This window comes from Lysinibacillus sphaericus OT4b.31, assembly GCF_000392615.1.
Taxonomy (GTDB): domain Bacteria; phylum Bacillota; class Bacilli; order Bacillales_A; family Planococcaceae; genus Lysinibacillus; species Lysinibacillus sphaericus_B.
This window is the reverse complement of sequence record NZ_KB933398.1, coordinates 3,904,648-3,923,477: the sequence shown is the minus strand read 5'-3', so window position 1 is coordinate 3,923,477 and position 18,830 is coordinate 3,904,648. Positions and strand designations below refer to the sequence as shown.

At 38.2% G+C, this 18,830-nt stretch carries 17 protein-coding genes, 3 tRNA genes and 1 rRNA gene; 18 read left to right on the top strand and 3 right to left on the bottom strand.

Annotated elements, in window-relative coordinates:
* Positions 1–209 precede the first annotated feature (209 nt).
* The 4 genes from rplM to H131_RS18095 all read left to right on the top strand — a co-directional run bounded on the left by rplM (position 210) and on the right by H131_RS18095 (position 3,021).
* A complete protein-coding gene (gene rplM, locus H131_RS18110; RefSeq protein ID WP_010860583.1) occupies positions 210–647 on the top strand; it encodes a 50S ribosomal protein L13 in 438 nt (145 codons plus the stop codon).
* A gap of 25 nt (positions 648–672) precedes the next feature.
* Positions 673–1,065 (top strand): 30S ribosomal protein S9, encoded by a 393-nt coding sequence (gene rpsI, locus H131_RS18105; RefSeq protein WP_004233744.1) that lies wholly within the window; start codon positions 673–675, stop codon positions 1,063–1,065.
* A gap of 114 nt (positions 1,066–1,179) precedes the next feature.
* Positions 1,180–1,893, top strand: a complete 714-nt coding sequence (locus H131_RS18100) for an N-acetylmuramoyl-L-alanine amidase (RefSeq protein WP_010860582.1) — start codon at positions 1,180–1,182, stop codon at positions 1,891–1,893.
* A 72-nt stretch (positions 1,894–1,965) separates the two neighbouring features.
* Positions 1,966–3,021 carry a P-loop NTPase gene (locus H131_RS18095; protein ID WP_010860581.1) on the top strand — a complete coding sequence of 352 codons (1,056 nt, stop codon included), beginning with the start codon at positions 1,966–1,968 and terminating at the stop codon, positions 3,019–3,021.
* Between the two features lie 55 nt (positions 3,022–3,076).
* Here the strand turns inward: H131_RS18095 and gerD are convergent, their stop codons facing one another.
* Positions 3,077–3,688 (bottom strand): spore germination lipoprotein GerD, encoded by a 612-nt coding sequence (gene gerD / locus H131_RS18090; protein ID WP_010860580.1) that lies wholly within the window; start codon positions 3,686–3,688, stop codon positions 3,077–3,079.
* A gap of 150 nt (positions 3,689–3,838) precedes the next feature.
* Here gerD and H131_RS18085 point away from each other — a divergent pair, with 150 nt between their 5' ends.
* The gene (locus H131_RS18085) at positions 3,839–4,513 is read left to right on the top strand and encodes a KinB-signaling pathway activation protein (protein WP_010860579.1); all 675 of its coding nucleotides are present in this window, start codon (positions 3,839–3,841) and stop codon (positions 4,511–4,513) included.
* A 45-nt stretch (positions 4,514–4,558) separates the two neighbouring features.
* Here H131_RS18085 and H131_RS18080 read toward each other — a convergent pair whose 3' ends face one another.
* Entirely contained in the window at positions 4,559–5,215 is a 657-nt protein-coding gene (locus H131_RS18080) for a hypothetical protein (RefSeq protein WP_010860578.1), read from the bottom strand.
* A 635-nt stretch (positions 5,216–5,850) separates the two neighbouring features.
* Between H131_RS18080 and rrf the strand changes: the two genes are divergently transcribed.
* A 5S ribosomal RNA gene (rrf, locus tag H131_RS18075) occupies positions 5,851–5,967 on the top strand.
* A gap of 198 nt (positions 5,968–6,165) precedes the next feature.
* On the opposite strand, the gene mbcS is transcribed toward rrf, so the two are convergent.
* Positions 6,166–7,743, bottom strand: a complete 1,578-nt coding sequence (gene mbcS, locus H131_RS18070; protein ID WP_010860577.1) for an acyl-CoA synthetase MbcS — start codon at positions 7,741–7,743, stop codon at positions 6,166–6,168.
* A gap of 268 nt (positions 7,744–8,011) precedes the next feature.
* Here mbcS and H131_RS18065 point away from each other — a divergent pair.
* The 12 genes from H131_RS18065 to H131_RS18010 all read left to right on the top strand — a co-directional run bounded on the left by H131_RS18065 (position 8,012) and on the right by H131_RS18010 (position 18,822).
* Positions 8,012–8,088 (top strand) — tRNA-Asn (locus H131_RS18065).
* Positions 8,089–8,297: 209 nt separating this feature from the next.
* A tRNA-Gln gene (locus H131_RS18060) sits at positions 8,298–8,372 on the top strand.
* An 11-nt stretch (positions 8,373–8,383) separates the two neighbouring features.
* Positions 8,384–8,456, top strand: a tRNA-Lys gene (locus tag H131_RS18055).
* Between the two features lie 180 nt (positions 8,457–8,636).
* A complete protein-coding gene (rocF, locus tag H131_RS18050) occupies positions 8,637–9,542 on the top strand; it encodes an arginase (protein ID WP_010860576.1) in 906 nt (301 codons plus the stop codon).
* 132 nt (positions 9,543–9,674) lie between these two features.
* Positions 9,675–10,238: an RNA polymerase sigma factor SigW gene (gene sigW, locus H131_RS18045; protein WP_010860575.1), complete on the top strand. Its 564-nt coding sequence runs from the start codon at positions 9,675–9,677 to the stop codon at positions 10,236–10,238.
* Between the two features lie 13 nt (positions 10,239–10,251).
* The gene (locus tag H131_RS18040; RefSeq protein WP_010860574.1) at positions 10,252–10,875 is read left to right on the top strand and encodes an anti-sigma factor family protein; all 624 of its coding nucleotides are present in this window, start codon (positions 10,252–10,254) and stop codon (positions 10,873–10,875) included.
* Between the two features lie 150 nt (positions 10,876–11,025).
* Complete coding sequence (gene cdaA / locus H131_RS18035) at positions 11,026–11,862, top strand: diadenylate cyclase CdaA (protein WP_010860573.1); 837 nt, start codon at positions 11,026–11,028, stop codon at positions 11,860–11,862.
* Complete coding sequence (locus H131_RS18030) at positions 11,855–12,931, top strand: CdaR family protein (RefSeq protein WP_010860572.1); 1,077 nt, start codon at positions 11,855–11,857, stop codon at positions 12,929–12,931. Before cdaA ends, H131_RS18030 begins: the two co-directional genes overlap by 8 nt.
* 338 nt (positions 12,932–13,269) lie before the next feature.
* The gene (gene glmM, locus H131_RS18025; RefSeq protein ID WP_010860571.1) at positions 13,270–14,622 is read left to right on the top strand and encodes a phosphoglucosamine mutase; all 1,353 of its coding nucleotides are present in this window, start codon (positions 13,270–13,272) and stop codon (positions 14,620–14,622) included.
* Between the two features lie 166 nt (positions 14,623–14,788).
* Complete coding sequence (locus H131_RS18020) at positions 14,789–15,310, top strand: type 1 glutamine amidotransferase domain-containing protein (RefSeq protein WP_036131667.1); 522 nt, start codon at positions 14,789–14,791, stop codon at positions 15,308–15,310.
* A gap of 756 nt (positions 15,311–16,066) precedes the next feature.
* Entirely contained in the window at positions 16,067–17,869 is a 1,803-nt protein-coding gene (gene glmS / locus H131_RS18015; protein WP_010860569.1) for a glutamine--fructose-6-phosphate transaminase (isomerizing), read from the top strand.
* A gap of 182 nt (positions 17,870–18,051) precedes the next feature.
* Entirely contained in the window at positions 18,052–18,822 is a 771-nt protein-coding gene (locus H131_RS18010; protein ID WP_010860568.1) for a hypothetical protein, read from the top strand.
* The last annotated feature ends 8 nt before the right edge of the window (positions 18,823–18,830 follow it).

Genomic DNA, 18,830 nt, shown 5'->3' with positions numbered 1-18,830 from the left:
GACAAAATGTGGTGCATTTACGTCGAAGTAACTCGGATGATTTGCCCTGTACAACATCACCAGGTGTTTAATGAATTTACTTGACTTTAAAAGTCATTCATTATATGATAACAGATGGTATTTTCATTACCACCACAAATAAGCCCCGAAACTTATAGTGTAGTCTAATGAAAAATAACGGTAATCGAATTGATTAGGAGGATATATACATGCGTACAACATTCATGGCTAAAGGTCACGAAGTAGACCGTAAATGGTTAGTAGTTGATGCAGAAGGCCAAACTCTTGGACGTTTAGCTTCTGAAGTAGCTGCAATCTTACGTGGTAAACATAAACCAACATTCACACCAAACGTTGACACAGGTGATCACGTAATCATCATCAACGCTGACAAAATCCATTTAACTGGTAACAAATTAGAGGGTAAACTTTACCGTCATCATACTCAATTTGCGGGTGGTTTAAAAACTCGTACTGCGGGTGAAATGTTAGAAAAGTACCCAACAAAAATGATCGAATTAGCAATTAAAGGGATGCTTCCTAAAAACTCTTTAGGTCGCAAAATGTTCGGTAAACTAAACGTTTACACAGGAACAGAGCACCCACATGCTGCACAAAAACCAGAAGCATACGAGCTTCGTGGATAATATAAATTAAGAGGAGGATATTACTTTGGCACAAGTTCAATACATCGGCACTGGTCGCCGTAAAAGCTCTGTAGCTCGCGTACGTTTAGTACCAGGTACAGGTAAAATTGTTATCAACAAACGTGAAATCGAAGAGTATGTACCATTCGCTGCATTACGTGAAGTAATTAAACAACCATTAGTAGCTACTGAAACTACAGGAAGCTATGATATCCACGTAAACGTTAACGGTGGTGGATACACTGGTCAAGCTGGTGCTGTACGTCACGGTATCGCTCGTGCTCTACTTCAAGTAGACCCAGATTTCCGTGCTGCACTAAAATCTGCTGGATTACTTACTCGTGATTCACGCATGAAAGAACGTAAAAAACCAGGTCTACGCGGCGCTCGTCGTGCACCTCAGTTCTCAAAACGTTAATCTGCGGATTATTCGTCTCAAACTCTCAAGCATATGCTTGGGAGTTTTTTTTAGTTTCTAGCATAGTTCCCACATTATCTTCGTACACTATATGTAAAAGGGTGGTGGATATGGGTGAAGCGCTGGCTTGCACTAGGAGTAATTATGCTAATGAGTATAGTGGTTGTGGCTTATGAGACGAATGCTTCGGACCGTAACTTCTTCTTACCAGACCCACTTGGTGGCATGAAAATTGTCATTGATGCTGGGCATGGTGGTGAGGATGGAGGTGCTTCAAAGGGCGAGGTAATTGAAAAGGAAATTACACTTGCTATTGCGCAGCAAGTAGAGAAGCAATTAAAGAAAAAGGGCGCAACAGTCGTGATGACACGGACGAAAAATGGAGATGTCATTGATGAGCACGCATCATCAGAAAAATACAGCACGTTAAGAGAGCGAAAAAAGCAGGATATCTTTTTACGCAAGGATATTGTTGAAAAAGAACAACCCAATGTCTTTATTACAATTCACGCCAATGCAATTCCGGAAACAAAATGGCGTGGAGCACAGGTGTTTTATCATAAAGACGGACATGCTGACGGAGAATTGCTAGCAAAGAGCATTCAACAATCAATTCGTACGAACTTACAGAACACAGATCGTGAAGCACTGTCTATAAAACAAATCTATTTATTGAAGAAAGTGCAGGTTCCGGCAGCATTAGTTGAAACTGGATTTATCAGTAACGACGAGGAACGTGCATTATTAGTAGATAAGAAATATCAAGACAAGATGGCAGATGCCATCGTAGAAGGTATAGAAGATTATTTATTAGCAAAAATTGAATGAAGCACCTGCTACCACGTAAATCAAAGCATTATGATATACTAACATTGAGATAATATAAGGGGAGTGTTCGTCGTGATAACAGAACAACAAGTGCGAGATATATTAGGACAACTACAAGATCCATTTTTACATAAATCATTAGCAGAAACAGATGGAATTACAAATGTGGCAATTAAAGAAGAAAAAAATCATGTCAGTGTAAAAATTGCTATTGCTAAAACAAATACACCTGAGCAGATGCAACTGCAAATGAAAATTGTTGATGTTTTAAAAGAAGCGGGTGCTAACACAGTTGGTATTCGATTCGAAGAATTATCAGCAGAGAAACTACAAAGCTTCCGTGGAGTAGCAACCGAGGCAGAAGCTCAAGATATTTTATCACCACTTAGCACAGTGCAGGTTATTTCCATTGCCTCTGGTAAGGGTGGTGTAGGGAAATCTACAGTATCTGTTAACTTAGCTGTAGCTTTGGCACGCCTAGGTAAAAAAGTTGGTTTAATTGATGCCGATATTTATGGCTTCAGTGTACCAGATATGATGGGTGTAACCGACATGCCGAAAGTAGTCGACAATCGAATTTTCCCTGTTGATCGTTTAGGTGTAAAAGTAATTTCAATGGGCTTCTTTGTTGAAAATAACGCACCGATTGTATGGCGTGGCCCAATGTTAGGGAAAGTATTAGATCAATTCTTCCGTGATGTAGAGTGGGGAGAGCTAGATTTCTTACTATTAGATCTACCGCCAGGTACGGGTGATGTCGCGTTAGATATTCACCAAATGTTACCTTCATCAAAAGAAATTGTGGTGACGACACCACATCCGACAGCTGCTTTCGTAGCTGCTCGTGCGGGGGCAATGGCTTTACAAACGGATCATGAAATTTTAGGTGTTATAGAAAATATGGCATGGTTCGAGTCGAAATCAGGCGATCGCGAATTTGTATTCGGACAAGGCGGAGGACCAAAATTAGCAGAAGAGTTACGTACAGAGATACTCGGACAAATCCCACTAGGCCAGCCAGATTGGACAGATGAGGACTTTGCACCTTCAGTATATGCAGAGAAGCACACAACAGGACAGATCTATTTGGACATAGCAGCAAGAGTAATAAGTAAATTAAATAACTAAACAAAAATGGATTTCCTCCAATTTGAGGAAATCCATTTTTATATATTGTAGAGGATTATTGCTTACTTTTTTGGTCATTTTCAGAACTTCCGCCACTTTCGCCACTAGTTTCCTTTTTCTCTCCACTACCTTCGGATGAACTTCCTTCACCGCTCTTTTTAATGAGCTCCTGCCATTTTGATTGCATAAGTGGGCTTTCAATTGTTTCCTTAACTACTTCTTCCATTTGTTTGCGAAGATTAGCGGATTTTAATATCGTCTCCAATTGCTTTTGCATATCGGGCTGACCAAAGAATGCTTCCATATCTTTTTGGAAAGTGGGGTCTTTCATTAGTTCCTTCATAATATCCTGCTGTTGCTTTTGCATACTCTTAGCAACAGTCTCTTTAAACTTTGGATCTTCAAAAGTTTTTTTCCAAAAATCCTCTGCTTCTTTTGAAAGTAAAGTTTCCTCTGTTGCCTTCTTTACTTCCTCATGTTCCAAAATTAATAATTCACGGAAACTCGGCTCCTCTAAAAGCTGCCGTAGTGCTTTTTTACCATCCTCTGTTTGAAGAGAGTCAATCATAATTTTTTTTATTTCATCATAGGACATGGTAGAGGTTTTATCTTGTGCACAGGCAGTAAGGAAAAGCATTAGAATTAATAATAAGGTAAATTTTCGCATCAACATCAGTCCTTTCTATAGATAGACTCTTTCATTTATTGTTCACATTTATGATGACTTTATGTATTGGATAGGACGAGAAATAGCTTTTTTAACAATGCATTGTTAAAATGAGTACAGATATAATGAGATATTGGGGGATTTTTTGTTGTGACGATACGAAATTGGGTAAAGTTTTTCTTCTTTGCAGTGATTGTTGGTGGTGTAGTCAACGGAGTTTTTAGTTTATTTATTCGTTGGGATTTTTTCCAGCCTTATGTAACAAATGGTCAGTGGGGTGAATTTTTTGCCGGACTTTTATGGATGGTATTTTTAGGATTCACAATGAGTGTTATTGCTCAAGCGGGTTTTTTCGCTTATTTAACATTACATCAAGTCGGGGTTAATATATTCAGAACACTTACATTATGGAATTGGGTACAGCTATTGCTAATTGCCGTAACCATTTTTGATATTGTGTTTTTCCGTTTTATACCGGGTGTAAAAGATGGACAAAGTTGGTTATTTTATCTGGGTCTATTAGTGGTATTAATTTTTGGATCGATAGCAACAGCTATCACAAAAGTAAAGATGACAGGAAAGAAACATGTATTAGTTTCTGCTTTGTTCTTTATGATTGTCATCACAACATTAGAATGGACTATCGCCTTAATGGGGCGTGATGAAAATATTAATGAGTATGTCGCATTGTTGCTATTCCCACTATTAGCTGTGAATGCATATCAATTATTAGTATTACCGAAATACAATGCAAAATCCGATGAGGATCGTCAAAAATTAGAAGCACGTCGCAAAGCTCGGCGTGAACAAGCAAAAAATGCATAAGCATTAAGAAAGAAGTTGCCTCAAGATCTCTTGAGACAACTTTTTTTATGGCGATTTTTTTGACTGAACAGAATAACCGAATATATTTTCTTCTATCGACATAAATTTATTTTGTTGTATTAAGGCATTAAATTCGTTAAACGAAATGTTACTGTTCTGGTGTAAAGAGATAAACAAAAAATCTCCTTTTTGTAAATTGGGTGTTTTATCACCTTGCCAAATTAGCGATGGCGAAAGGATATTTACCTGTTGCTGAAACAAAGTTTTTTGTAAAGCCTGTGAATATTGATGATTGCGTGTGGCAAACCACAGTGGCGTTGTTTTCAAATGCTTTTCGTAAATCGTTAGATCTTTTTGTACTAAAGCAAAATCAATAGGCTCGTCTACAGAATCTTCAGGGCCTAACAATCCTGTTGGTAGTTTTCTTTCTTGGATGACTTTCATATGTTCAGGTGAACGTTCAATCCAAGCTGCATCTAAAAGAAGAAGCGGGTACGGTTCTTTTACAGTCTTTAGCCATTCTAAAAGTGATTCATCAGAAAAAGAAATCTCGACAATAAGTGATGTGCCATAATGTCCTTTAGTTACAACAGCTGGAGCATTTGCAATATTAAATACGGAAATCATAGTAGAATTTAAAGGCTTTATGAAGACAAATAATATTACGATTAAACACAATGATATCAACGTTTTACGAAGCATACTAACACCCTCATCTCTATTGATTTTAAGCAAAAAAATTTACTCTTTAAAAAAACTTATGATTTAGTGTTGACTTTCATGAATAATCGATGTTATTATGTATAAGTCGCCAAGAGATGACGCGATAAACGCAACAACATGAACCTTGAAAACTGAACAAGCAAAACGTAATCAATAAAGTTTTTAGTAGCGAACTTCGGTACGTGAACGAAACAAAATTTTGGACATCAAAATTGATGCCAGCAAAACAACATCTTTCTTAAATAGAGTTTCAAGATACAAGCAATTCGAAAAAGCAATTAAGAGAAGGAAGAAGCGTACCCTAGTACGTGACTGACTGAACGAATGAAGCTGACAAAGAAATACGATGTATATTGAAGGTCTACAAGGGTTTCAAGATACGAGTAGTTCGAGGAAGCAATTGAGAGAAGGAAGAAGCGTACCCTAGTACGTGACTGACTGAACGAATGAAGCTGACAAAGAAATACGATGTATATTGAAGGTCTACAAGGGTTTCAAGATACGAGTAGTTCGAGGAAGCAATTGAGAGAAGGAAGAAGCGTACCCTAGTACGTGACTGACTGAACGAATGAAGCTGACAAAGAAATACGATGTATATTGAAAGTCGACAATAGTCTAGTGATGATGGCAAAGAGGTCACACCCGTTCCCATACCGAACACGGAAGTTAAGCTCTTTAGCGCCGATGGTAGTTGGGGGCTTCCCCCCTGTGAGAGTAGGACATCGCTAGGCGCAAAAAGTCGCTGCTGATACACTCAGTAGTGGCTTTTTTTAATATACATATAATTTGCCACTATATTGCTTGTTTACTTTTGTTTTTAAAATTTTTATATAAAGGCTTTTCTACACAATTTTGTGAGATTTTAGCCATCAACATAAAAAGGAGACATATCAACGTAAGAACCTTGTTGATATGTCTCTTTAGATATTTTAAACAGTTATTGCTCGAAGCTCAACACGACGAATTTTACCTGATGTTGTTTTTGGAAGCTCATCTAAAAAGACAATACTACGAGGGTATTTATAAGGCGCTGTTAACGCTTTAACATGCTCCTGTAATTCTTTAGTTATTTCATCCTCATCACGGTTTCTGAACCCTTCACGTAAGATTACAAACGCTTTAACAATATGGCCCCTTATTTCATCTGGAGCTGCTACTACAGCACATTCCTGTACAGCCTCATGTTTGTTTAAAGCATCTTCAACTTCAAATGGCCCAATTGTATAACCTGAAGAAATAATAATATCATCACCGCGACCTTCAAACCAGAAGTAGCCATCCTCGTCGCATTTTGCTTGGTCACCTGTAATGTACCAATCACCGCGGAAGGCAGCATGTGTGCGCTCAGGTTCACGATAATACTCTTTAAATAATGCTGGAGACGATTTGTGCACAGCAATATCTCCAACTTCTCCAACAGATGCTTCAATACCTTCATGGTCAATAATTCGCACAATATTACCAGGTGTTGGAATACCCATAGAGCCAGGTCGTAATTCGGTATTTTCGAGAGTGCCAATCAGTAGCGTGTTTTCTGTTTGTCCATAGCCATCACGTACTTTAAGCCCAAAGTTTTGCATAAATGTTTCAATTACAGGACGATTTAATGGTTCCCCAGCGGAAACGGCACTTCGTAAAGCAGATAGATCATACTCTTTCAGACTATCAATCTTCGACATTATGCGGTATTCAGTTGGTGTACAACAAAGGACATTTACCTTCTCATCTTGAATGAGCTGAAGATACGTTTTTGGATCAAAACCGCCATGATATACGAATGCTGTTGCTCCTAGCATAATTGTTGATAAGAATGGGCTCCAAATCCACTTTTGCCATCCTGGAGCCGCTGTTGCCCATACTAAGTCGCCTTCACGTACGCATAGCCATTGAGAAGCCGCTGTTCGAATATGTGCATATCCCCAGCCATGTGAATGAACTACACCCTTAGGCTTACCTGTTGTACCTGAAGTGTAAGAAAGAAATGCCATATCGTCTCGTTTTGTTACTACTGCTGTAAATGTTGCAGGTTGAGTGCTTGCTAATTCATCTAAAGAAGTCCAATTTCCAGTAGCGTTGCCAATGACTAACTTGTTATTTAAAGCGTATACTGTTGAAGTTATGCGGTCTACCTCACTAGTAAAAGTTTCATATGCAATAACTGCCCTTGCAGAAGAATGTTCCATACGATATTCTAAATCACTTGCACGTAACATCTCCGAACACGAAATAGGAACGATTCCCGCCTTTAAACAGCCAAGAAACACGAAATATGCTTCTGGTAGGCGTGGAATAATGACCAATATGCGGTCACCTTTTTGAAGCCCCTTCTTCGTGAAAGCATTTGCGTATTGATTCATTTTTTGAATAAGATCAGCATAAGAAATGTCACGACGTTGTTGTTGAGCATCTAGCCAACGTATTGCCTGGCGGTCACTATCTTGGGAAAATTTTTCTAATTCCTCTGTGATGTTATAAAGTTCTGGTGCGATTAAATCATTTGTTACCATATGAACATTCCTCCCCAAAACAAATTTAATTGAAAATTCTTGAAACTATTTATATTTTAACAATTGCAATAATATACAGCAAGAATATTTGATACATAAAATAGAAATATTAGATTTATTAGAGAACTATCAGGCGTTTGAGTAATGGGAATAACGGCTTCTATAATTAATATAAAAATTTTTATTAAAAAGGATTGCATAATTTACAATCCTTGCTATAATAATAAATGTGCTTAAGAGGTTGTTGAAAACAACTAAATAGTATTGTTCCGAAGTAGCTCAGTTGGTAGTAGCACCTGACTGTTAATCAGGTTGTCGCAGGTTCGAGTCCTGCCTTCGGAGCCATTTTTTTGCCCATTTTTAAGATAATATAATTTTTTTAAAAAAAATATCGAAAAAGGGTTGCATCATAAAAGAAATGATGTTAATATAAATCTTGTCTTGTTTGAGACATTAATAAATGGCCCCTTGGTCAAGCGGTTAAGACACCGCCCTTTCACGGCGGTAACACGGGTTCGAATCCGTCCCCCTCCACCAGTTTTATTTTGAATGTTTGGGGTATAGCCAAGCGGTAAGGCAACGGATTTTGATTCCGTCATGCCCTGGTTCGAATCCAGGTACCCCAGCCATTTTCTTTTATGAGCCATTAGCTCAGTTGGTAGAGCATCTGACTTTTAATCAGAGGGTCGAAGGTTCGAGTCCTTCATGGCTCACTTTTCTATAATAAATATTTAAAAGTGTAACATTAACTACATATACTAATCTCTTACTGAAAACAGTAGGAGATTTTTTTTGCCTTCTTTATGTGTATAAAAATGCAAAAATGTGTTGGGTTGAGCCAATGGTATCATAGGCTTTACAATAGTTATATAACACATAGGGGGTATAAAATAATGAATAAACTTAGTATTTCAATTATTGGGGTGCCGACAGATTACGGACAAACACGTAGAGGAGTAGATATGGGACCAAGTGCCATTCGCTATGCAGGCATTGTTGATCGTTTAGAGGCGATTGGTCATGAGGTACAGGATCAGGGAGATATCCGTGTAAATCAAAAACAAGAAATTCCGCTTATAGATAAGCAGCTGTTAAATTTAGAAGAGGTTGTAGATATAAGTACTACTTTAGCAGACAGAGTACATGAAGCAGTTGAACAGAAGAAGTTTCCACTTGTATTTGGTGGTGATCATAGCATTGCAATCGGCACGCTAGCAGGACTTGGGGAACATTATAAAAACTTAGGTGTTATCTGGTACGATGCACATGCAGATTTAAACACGCCAGATACAACACCATCGGGTAATATCCATGGGATGCCGCTAGCTGTTAGTATTGGTTTAGGACATGAACGGCTTGTGCAAATTCGGAACTATGCACCGAAAATTAAACCTGAAAATGTCATTATTATTGGAGCTCGTTCAGTAGATCCTGGAGAACGTGAACTGATTCGTCAACAAGGGATAAAGGTCTATACAATGCATGAGGTAGACCGACTGGGTATGACTCGTGTAATGGAGGATGCTCTTTCCTATTTAAAAGAACGAAAAGTAGATGGTTTACATCTATCGCTTGATTTAGATGGCCTAGATCCACTTTATACACCAGGAGTAGGAACACCAGTACCAGGTGGTATGACATACCGTGAAAGTCATTTAGCGATGGAAATGTTACAGGAATCTGGTATGCTTACATCTGCAGAATTCGTAGAGGTTAACCCGATATTAGATGAAAAGAATAAAACTGCAAATGTTGCAGTAGCATTAATGGGTTCATTATTTGGTGAGACCCTAGTATAATGAAAATTGTCAAAAAAATCCCTAATTTTGCATCGGATAAAAAATCTTTTGTTATAATTACTTAAAATGAAACTTTTCTTATCGATGGGTCGTATAGTATAAGACAGTTGTAAAGGTGGAGAAATTAACACAATGGATGCGTTAGTAAATAATAGAATAAAACAAGTGCTTAAAGGCGATCAAAACGCATTTGCCGATATTGTGAGTCTCTATCAGCACAAACTGTACCAAGTATGCTATCGAATGTTAGGCAATAAACAAGAAGCAGAGGATATTGCACAAGAAGCGTTTGTACGTGCCTACATGAACCTGCATACATTTGATCAAAAAAGAAAATTTTCGACATGGCTTTATCGCATAGCGACGAATCTCTGCATAGACCGTATCCGAAAGAAGAAACCCGATTATTATTTAGATGCGGAAGTAGCTGGTACTGAAGGGCTTGATATGTATTCCCAAATTGCAGCAGACGACCAGTTACCAGAGGAACAGCTAGAACAGATGGAGCTACAAGATCGCATTCAATATGAGATTGGACGTTTGCCGGATAAATATCGTTCAGTTATAGTATTGAAATATATTGAAGAATTATCGTTACAGGAAATTAGTGAGATTTTGGATATGCCTCTTGGAACGGTGAAAACGAGAATTCACCGCGGACGTGAAGCATTACGAAAGCAATTAAACAATCTGTAGGAGGGGGAGCATCATGAATATTTGTCCAGAGCATATTATAGACTATATGCATGATTATTTAGACGGTGACATTAGTCGTGAGCATGAGCAAGAGTTGAAACAGCATTTGCATTCATGTGGTGATTGCAAACAACTGATGCAGGAATTGAGTGAAACGATCGCCTTTGTGAAGAGTGCTTCCCATATTACAGCACCTCCGCATTTTGAAGCTGCAGTGATGGCTCGTTTACCCAAACCTAAAAGCCGTGTAGGCATGCAAAAATGGATTCGTCGTCACCCGCTCTTTGTGGCAGCAGCTGTTTTCTGTCTATTTATGAGCGCAACTTTACTTGGAAGCTTCATGGATGACCAACATTTCTCTGTTACGAAACAGCCGAATCTAGTTGTCGATGGGCAAACGGTCATTGTACCGAAAGGTGAAGTCGTCAAAGGAGATATCGTTGTAAAAAATGGCGATTTAATTGTTGAGGGGCAAGTAGATGGCAATGTCACTATTATTAATGGTCAGTACATGGCATCCTCGGCAGTGGTTACTGGCCAAATAGAAGAAATTGACCAAGCATTTGAATGGCTATGGTATACCATTAAAAATTCAGTTAAAGATGCTCTGGCATTTGAAGATAAAGAAACTAAATAACACTCTATACGTCCTACATGATAGTGCACGTGAGAGGCTGAAAAGTCTACTCTTTTTGAGTAGACTTTTTAATTGAAAAAAGTTACATTTGATAAGAGTGTGCTATACTTAAATGTGTATGGATTCGCAATGAAAAGTGGGGGATGCCACGTGCAAATAATCGAACAATTCACGGATTTGACACCAGTGAACATTGTTATTAATTTCATAGATGTACTGCTCGTTTGGTACGTTGTTTATAAAGTCTTAACCCTCATTAAAGGTACGAAGGCTGTCCAATTATTAAAAGGAATTTTCGTAATTATTATTGCGCGTATCGCAACAGACTTTTTAGGGTTAGAAACATTAGGGTGGATGCTAAAACAAGTGATCGAATTCGGTTTCTTGGCGATTATTATTATCTTCCAACCTGAAATCCGACGTGGACTTGAACAAATTGGACGAGGAAAGCTATTCCAACGTTCGATAAGTCAAGAAGAAGAAGAGAAGACAAGGCTTATCGAGGCTATGAAGAAATCCGTTAGTTATATGGCCAAACGTCGTATTGGTGCGTTAATTTCTATTGAAAAAGAAACGGGACTGAATGAATATATTGAAACTGGAATAGGCCTAAATGCTGAAATTTCGTCTGAACTACTCATTAACATTTTTATACCAAATACACCACTTCACGATGGAGCGGTTATTATGCAGAAGGATAAGGTAACGGCAGCGGCCTGTTATTTACCACTTTCTGAAAGCCCATTTATTTCGAAAGAGCTTGGTACACGCCACCGTGCGGCACTTGGCTTAAGTGAAGTGACAGATGCCATTACGATTGTCGTATCGGAAGAAACAGGAGCAATTAGTATTACATTAAACGGTAATCTACATCGCAACCTTTCTCTAGAGGAATTCGAAACACTGTTACGTAGAATGTGGTTCGGATCAGTACAAGAATCGAATACAGCCTCTAAGTTGACTTGGAGGGGGAAAAAGAATGGATAAAATGATGGATAGCCCTTGGGTGTTACGAATCATCGCACTTTTTCTAGCCTGTTTACTATTTTTCTCTGTTCGTACTGAGTTATCTTCAACAAACAAAACGACAACAAACGAACAGATGGAAGTGATTCGTGATGTACCCGTAGATGTTTTTTATGATGATGATAGTCTTATTGTAACGGGTATACCAAAAACGGTTAATGTCACAATTAAGGGACCAATGCAAATTGTTTTAAGAACAAAAGCAGTAAAGGATTTCTCGATATTTGTAGACTTAAATCACTTATTAATGGGTGAGCATAACGTAAAGCTGCAATACGAAAATATCTCTGATAAGCTACAAGTTACATTAGACCCAGCAACAATCAATGTGAATATTGAAGAAAAAGTCACGCAGGAATTCCGTGTTGATCCGGAGATGAATAACCGTTTAATTGACGAAGGTTATATATTAAAGGGCATGACTGCAAACCCAGCAACAGTATATGTCACTGGTGCAAAAAGCGCCGTTGAGAGCATAAGCTATGTTAAGGCGACTGTCACTGGTGAGCAGGGGTTAAATCAATCTTTCACTCAAGAAGCGGCAGTGAAAGTATTAGATCGAGATTTAAATAAATTGGACGTGACTATAGAGCCAGAAAGCGTTAAGGTACAAGTTGATATTGCAGAATATAGTAAAGAACTACCTGTTACGATGAATGAAATAGGTAAAGTACCAGATGGCGTAACTATTAATAATTTGACGCTGGATACTACAGCGATGAAAGTATATGGTAAAAAGTCAATTATTGATGTCCTAACCGAAGTGTTGATAGATGTGGACCTATCAAAAATTACCGAATCAAAAACATATGAATTTGATGTAAAATTACCAGAGGGTGCGACAAAAGTATCGCAACAAACGATAAAAGTTAAAGCAGATGTTACGAAGGTGGAAAAGGAAAGTAAGGAGGCTAAGGAAGATAAGGAATCTACGCCTAATTCAAACCCAGAGCCGAACCCAGAGCCTAATCCTAATCCTAATCCTGAAGAAACTGAACCAACTACGAATACAGAAGATATTGATTCTTAAACAATAACTGACTATAATTTTAATTTGACTCAGTGATAACACCTGAGCAATCAATACCCTATTGGCTGAGTCCGCTAGGTGATGTCGTAGATTCATATCTAGACACATAGTTTATTTATACGGAATGCGACAAAGTGTGTTATACATGATTAAGAAACGACAGTAGCAGAGGGACTATGCATGGGAGTGTCATGTGCAGTTACGTTGGGGTGTAATTAATAGTTACTAGCAAATGAACGAAAATAGACTTTTCCAAAAGTAAGCAGACGAGCCGTCTAATGTCTACAAGAGACAAGCATGATATAGATCGTCCTGCATTGAAGGAGAGAACAATTAGAATGGGTAAATATTTTGGAACAGATGGCGTCCGTGGCGTCGCGAATAGTGAATTAACACCGGAATTTGCATTTAAACTAGGTCGCGTAGGTGGCTATGTTTTAACAAAAGATGCAACGGAACGTCCAAAGGTATTAATTGGTCGTGACACACGTATTTCAGGTGAAATGCTTGAAGGTGCACTTGTAGCTGGTCTATTATCGATTGGCGTAGAGGCGATGCGCCTTGGTGTTATTTCAACACCAGGTGTCGCTTATCTATCTCGAATTATGAGTGCAGATGCAGGCGTCATGATTTCAGCTTCGCATAACCCAGTTGCCGACAATGGTATTAAATTCTTCGGTCCTGATGGTTTCAAGCTAACAGATGCGCAAGAAGCAGAAATCGAAGCAATTCTTGATGCAGAAGTAGATACATTGCCACGTCCAATTGGAGCTAATTTAGGCTCTGTAAGTGACTATTTCGAAGGTGGTCAAAAATATATTCAATACTTAAAACAAACAGTAGATGAAGAATTTGATGGCATACATGTGGCATTAGACTGTGCGCATGGGGCAACATCTGCCCTTGCCACACATTTATTTGCTGATTTAGAAGCAGACATTTCAACAATGGGTGCTTCACCAACAGGCTTAAATATTAATGAAGGCGTTGGTTCCACACATCCAGAGGGCTTAGCTGCCTTTGTAACAGAAAAGGGTGCAGATGTTGGATTAGCATTTGATGGTGATGGTGATCGTTTAATCGCGGTCGATGAAAGCGGTAAAATCGTTGATGGTGACCAAATTATGTTCATCATCGGTAAACATTTGAATGCAGTTGGTCGCTTGAAAAAGCAAACAATTGTCTCAACGGTTATGAGTAACATGGGCTTCTATAAAGCGGTTGGTGAACACGGTATGCAAAGTGTTCAAACAGCTGTAGGTGACCGCTATGTCGTTGAAGAAATGCGTGCAAATGATTACAACTTAGGTGGCGAACAATCAGGTCATATAGTTTTCCTAGACTTCAATACAACTGGTGATGGTTTGTTAACAGGGATTCAACTCGTTAATATTATGAAAGCTACAGGTAAAAAGCTTTCTGAGCTTGCATCAGAAATGACAATTTTCCCACAGCGTTTAGTAAACGTGCGTGTAACAGACAAGCATGCTGTAACAGAAAATGCTAAGGTTGCTGCCGTTATTGCTGAAGTCGAGGCTGAAATGGCTGGCAACGGTCGAATTTTAGTCCGTCCTTCTGGTACAGAGCCACTTGTGCGTGTAATGGTGGAAGCTGCTACAGAAGCAGATTGCGAACGTTATGTAGAGCGCATTGCAGATGTTGTACGTGCTGAAATGGGTTTAACAGAATAATAAACATAGAAACTCGATTTCCGTTAGCAGGAGGTCGAGTTTTTTGCTTTTAGACGGGAAACAATTCGTTGAGGTAATTCCCACTTTAACACAATATCCATGTTTGAAATGTACGACAACGGGAACAGTAGTAAAGAGTCACAATAACAAGGAGTGTTGTATTGATATGGCTATAATTGCTACAGTTATTACGGATATGTTCGAGGATAGTGAATATACGAGCCCTAAAGCAGCATTAGAAGTGGCAGGTCATGAGCTTATAACAATTGATACGGAAGCAAATAAGGAAGTTAAAGGCAAGCATGGAGAAAAAGTAAAAATTGATAAAGGTATTGCTGAGGTTAAAGCCTCTGAATTCGATGCATTGTTCATCCCAGGTGGTTTTTCACCGGATATATTACGAGCAGATGATCGTGTGGTGGCATTTGTAAAGGAATTTATGGATGACATGAAGCCAACCTTTGCAATTTGTCATGGGCCTCAGCTACTCATTACAGCAAAAACATTGCATGGTCGTGACGCAACAGGCTACAAGTCCATTCGAGTGGACTTAGAAAATGCCGGCGCGATCTTCCACGATGAAGAAGTATTTGTTTGTCAAAAGCAATTAGTAACAAGTCGCACACCAGATGACTTACCAGCATTTAATCGAGAAATAGTAAAATTACTTGCCGATAAAGAAAACTAAGTTTAACTAGGCACAAGCAACAACTTGCTTGTGCCTTTTTTTGGTTGAGAACGAAAGCTATTGAGCTCATTTCTAGCATCGCTTTAGGAATACGCTAACACGCTATTTCCTAGATTTCGCTATAGTAGGCATAGTGTATCTAAAGAAAATCATTGCCCGAGTACAGATTTTCAGCAATATATTTTTAATGAGCGTATATAAAAATTTCTTTATAGCACATGGTTTGTCTACATTTTTGTCACGAAAAAAGAGCTTGAGTAGGAATTTTTTATAACGAAAATTTGACTGATAGCATATGATTGAGTATTATGGAGAAGTTGAAGATGAGGTTAGACCTTATCTTTTAACGAGCGTATAAGGAGGGAAGAAAGCGCAAAATCGGAAAACAATTATAGCGCCTGAGCTGAAGAAATTGGACGAACACATCTTCAGCAGACGAGGTGGAGGTTTATCGAAAATTCGGCGGATGCCTCCCAATCGACATACCCGATTGTCATTTTTCATTTTGAAAGCATTTGAGTGATTGAATGTACAGAAAATGGAGAAGGTATAGTTACAGCGATAGATAAATAGGAATACTTCACGTATCGAAGCGGAGCACTATTCAGCTGGCTGAGTAGTACAATCATGTGCGCGTATTTGTATGCTTTTTTTATAAAAAATAAAGCACAACATATACGTCCACGTGAAAATTTCGATAGGTTGAGGTCTAGTTTGTCATTGCGTTAAATTGACAATATCGGAGGATAATAAATTATGTGTGGAATTGTAGGATATATTGGTGAAGTAGATGCAAAGGAAATATTATTAAAAGGTTTAGAGAAACTAGAATACCGTGGCTATGACTCTGCGGGTATTGCTGTACGTAATGAAGAGGGCGTTACCATCTTCAAGGAAAAAGGCCGTATTGCAGACTTACGTGAAGCAGTGGACGAGGATGTAGCAGCGAAAATCGGTATTGGTCATACTCGTTGGGCAACTCATGGTGTACCTAATCGTTTAAATGCACACCCTCATCAAAGTGCATCAGGGCGTTTTACACTTGTGCATAACGGTGTAATTGAAAACTATCACTTATTACAAAAAACGTATTTAAAAGGTATTCCGATGAAATCGGATACAGATACAGAAGTCATCGTGCAATTAGTAGAGTTATTTGTGAAAGATGGGCTGGAAACGGCTGAAGCATTCCGTAAAACATTATCTTTATTACACGGCTCTTACGCTCTAGCACTACTTGATGCAGAAACGGCTGACACAATTTTTGTAGCGAAAAACAAATCACCACTTCTTGTAGGTGTGGGCGAAGACTTTAATGTTGTAGCATCAGATGCAATGGCCATGCTACAAGTAACAGATCAATTTGTAGAATTACACGATAAAGAAGTCGTGATTGTACACAAAGGAAGCGTTCAAATTACAAAACTAGATGGCACTGTAGTAGAGCGTGCACCATACACAGCAGAGCTTGATATGAGCGATATTGAAAAAGGTACGTACCCTCACTACATGTTAAAAGAAATGGATGAGCAACCAACTGTCATCCGTAAAATTATTCAAGCCTATGAAAGCGAAACTGGGGATTTAGCAATTGATACAACGATTTTACAAGCATTACAAGACGCCGACCGCTTATACATTATTGCAGCTGGCACAAGCTACCATGCTGGTTTAATCGGTAAACAATATTTCGAAAAAATGGCAGGTATCCCAGTAGAAGTTCACATTTCAAGTGAATTTGGCTACAATATGCCATTACTTTCTGAAAAACCATTGTTTATCTTCATTACCCAATCAGGTGAAACAGCAGATAGCCGTCAAGTGCTTGTGAAAATTAAAGAGTTTGGCTACCCGACGTTAACAATTACAAACGTACCGGGCTCAACACTGTCACGTGAAGCCGACCATACTTTGTTACTACACGCAGGCCCAGAAATTGCGGTAGCTTCAACAAAAGCTTACGTAGCACAAGTAGCTGTACTTGCTGTAGCAGCCTATGTCACTGCCAAGGCAAATGGCAGAGGATTAGAATTCGATTTAAAACAAGAACTTGCGATTGCAGCAAACGGTATCCAAACAATTATTGATTCGAAAGATGTGCTAGAAGATATTGCAGAGGATTACTTAAAAATTGCACGTAATGCCTTCTTCATAGGCCGTAACATTGATTTCTGTGTTAGCCTTGAAGGTGCTTTGAAGCTTAAAGAAATCTCCTACATCCAAGCGGAAGGTTTCGCAGGCGGCGAGCTAAAACACGGTACGATTGCTTTGATTGAAGAAGGTACGCCTGTGTTTGCTCTTGTGACGCAGGAAGCGGTATCGCTAAACATTCGTGGGAATGTCAAAGAGGTAGCTGCACGTGGAGCCTATCCATGTATTATTGCAATGGCTGGGGTAGACGAAGACGGTGACCGTTTAGTAATTCCACATGTAAATGAATTATTAACACCGCTTGTATCGGTAGTACCATTACAACTAATCAGTTATTATGCAGCTTTACACCGTCGCTGTGACGTTGATAAACCACGTAACTTAGCTAAATCAGTGACTGTGGAATAAGCTTACTTTTAAAATGCAGTTTGTTGTCGTCTTTTAATAAAGATTGATAATTTATAATAAAGTTCGATAATTTTAAATAAATATTGATAATAGATAATAAAGTTTGATAAAAAACAATCTCTACGGGTATGATATTCGAAAGAGGTTGTTTTTTTATTTTTCTGAAAGTAAAGAGGTGCTATATGGAAAGAGATTTTAAATGGCTATGGGAAAATTTAAAAGAAGGTGCTCGTAAAAAATTTGAAGACATTTGTTATGATATTTATGTTAGTGAATTTCCTGATGCAGATGTTCATCAAGTTGAGGTAGTTCTAGGAGATGGCGGAGTAGATATTGATATCATTGAGGAAAATGGAGATTCGACAATTGTACAATGTAAGTTTTTTTTGAATCGCTTAGATGATAGCAGAAAGAATCAAATTAGAGAATCTTTTAAAACAGCGGTAGAAAATAATGAAATGGATAATTGGATACTATGTGTCCCAATGGATTTTTCACATGATGAACTTAAATGGTGGAAATCGTGGAAAGAAAATCAGAAGGATAAGAGTATAACTATTAAGCTTCATGATGCTAGTAAGTTAATGAAGTTATTAAAGAAACATGATTTGTATGAAGAGTATTTTAAAACAGTTAGACTTGATAATGAATATATTAAAGAAATAATAATTACCGATGAAAAACATAATATTAAAAAGAAGTTATTACCAGTTGTTAAAATGTTGAGAAATGGAAACTTGTATAAAGAATTTTTTGACACAACAGATCTTCTTCTGGTGGAGTTACAATCAGATCCTTTCTTTGATGGTAATGGGTTTCTCATCTATTTAGAGGAGTTACATTGGTATATTTCAATAAATAATGGAGTTAAAAAGCCAGAGAACTATGAATCGGAAATTTTAAGATTAAGGCAGGTTATATTAGAAGAATATGAAGGGTTAAATTTATATTAAGAGGTGAG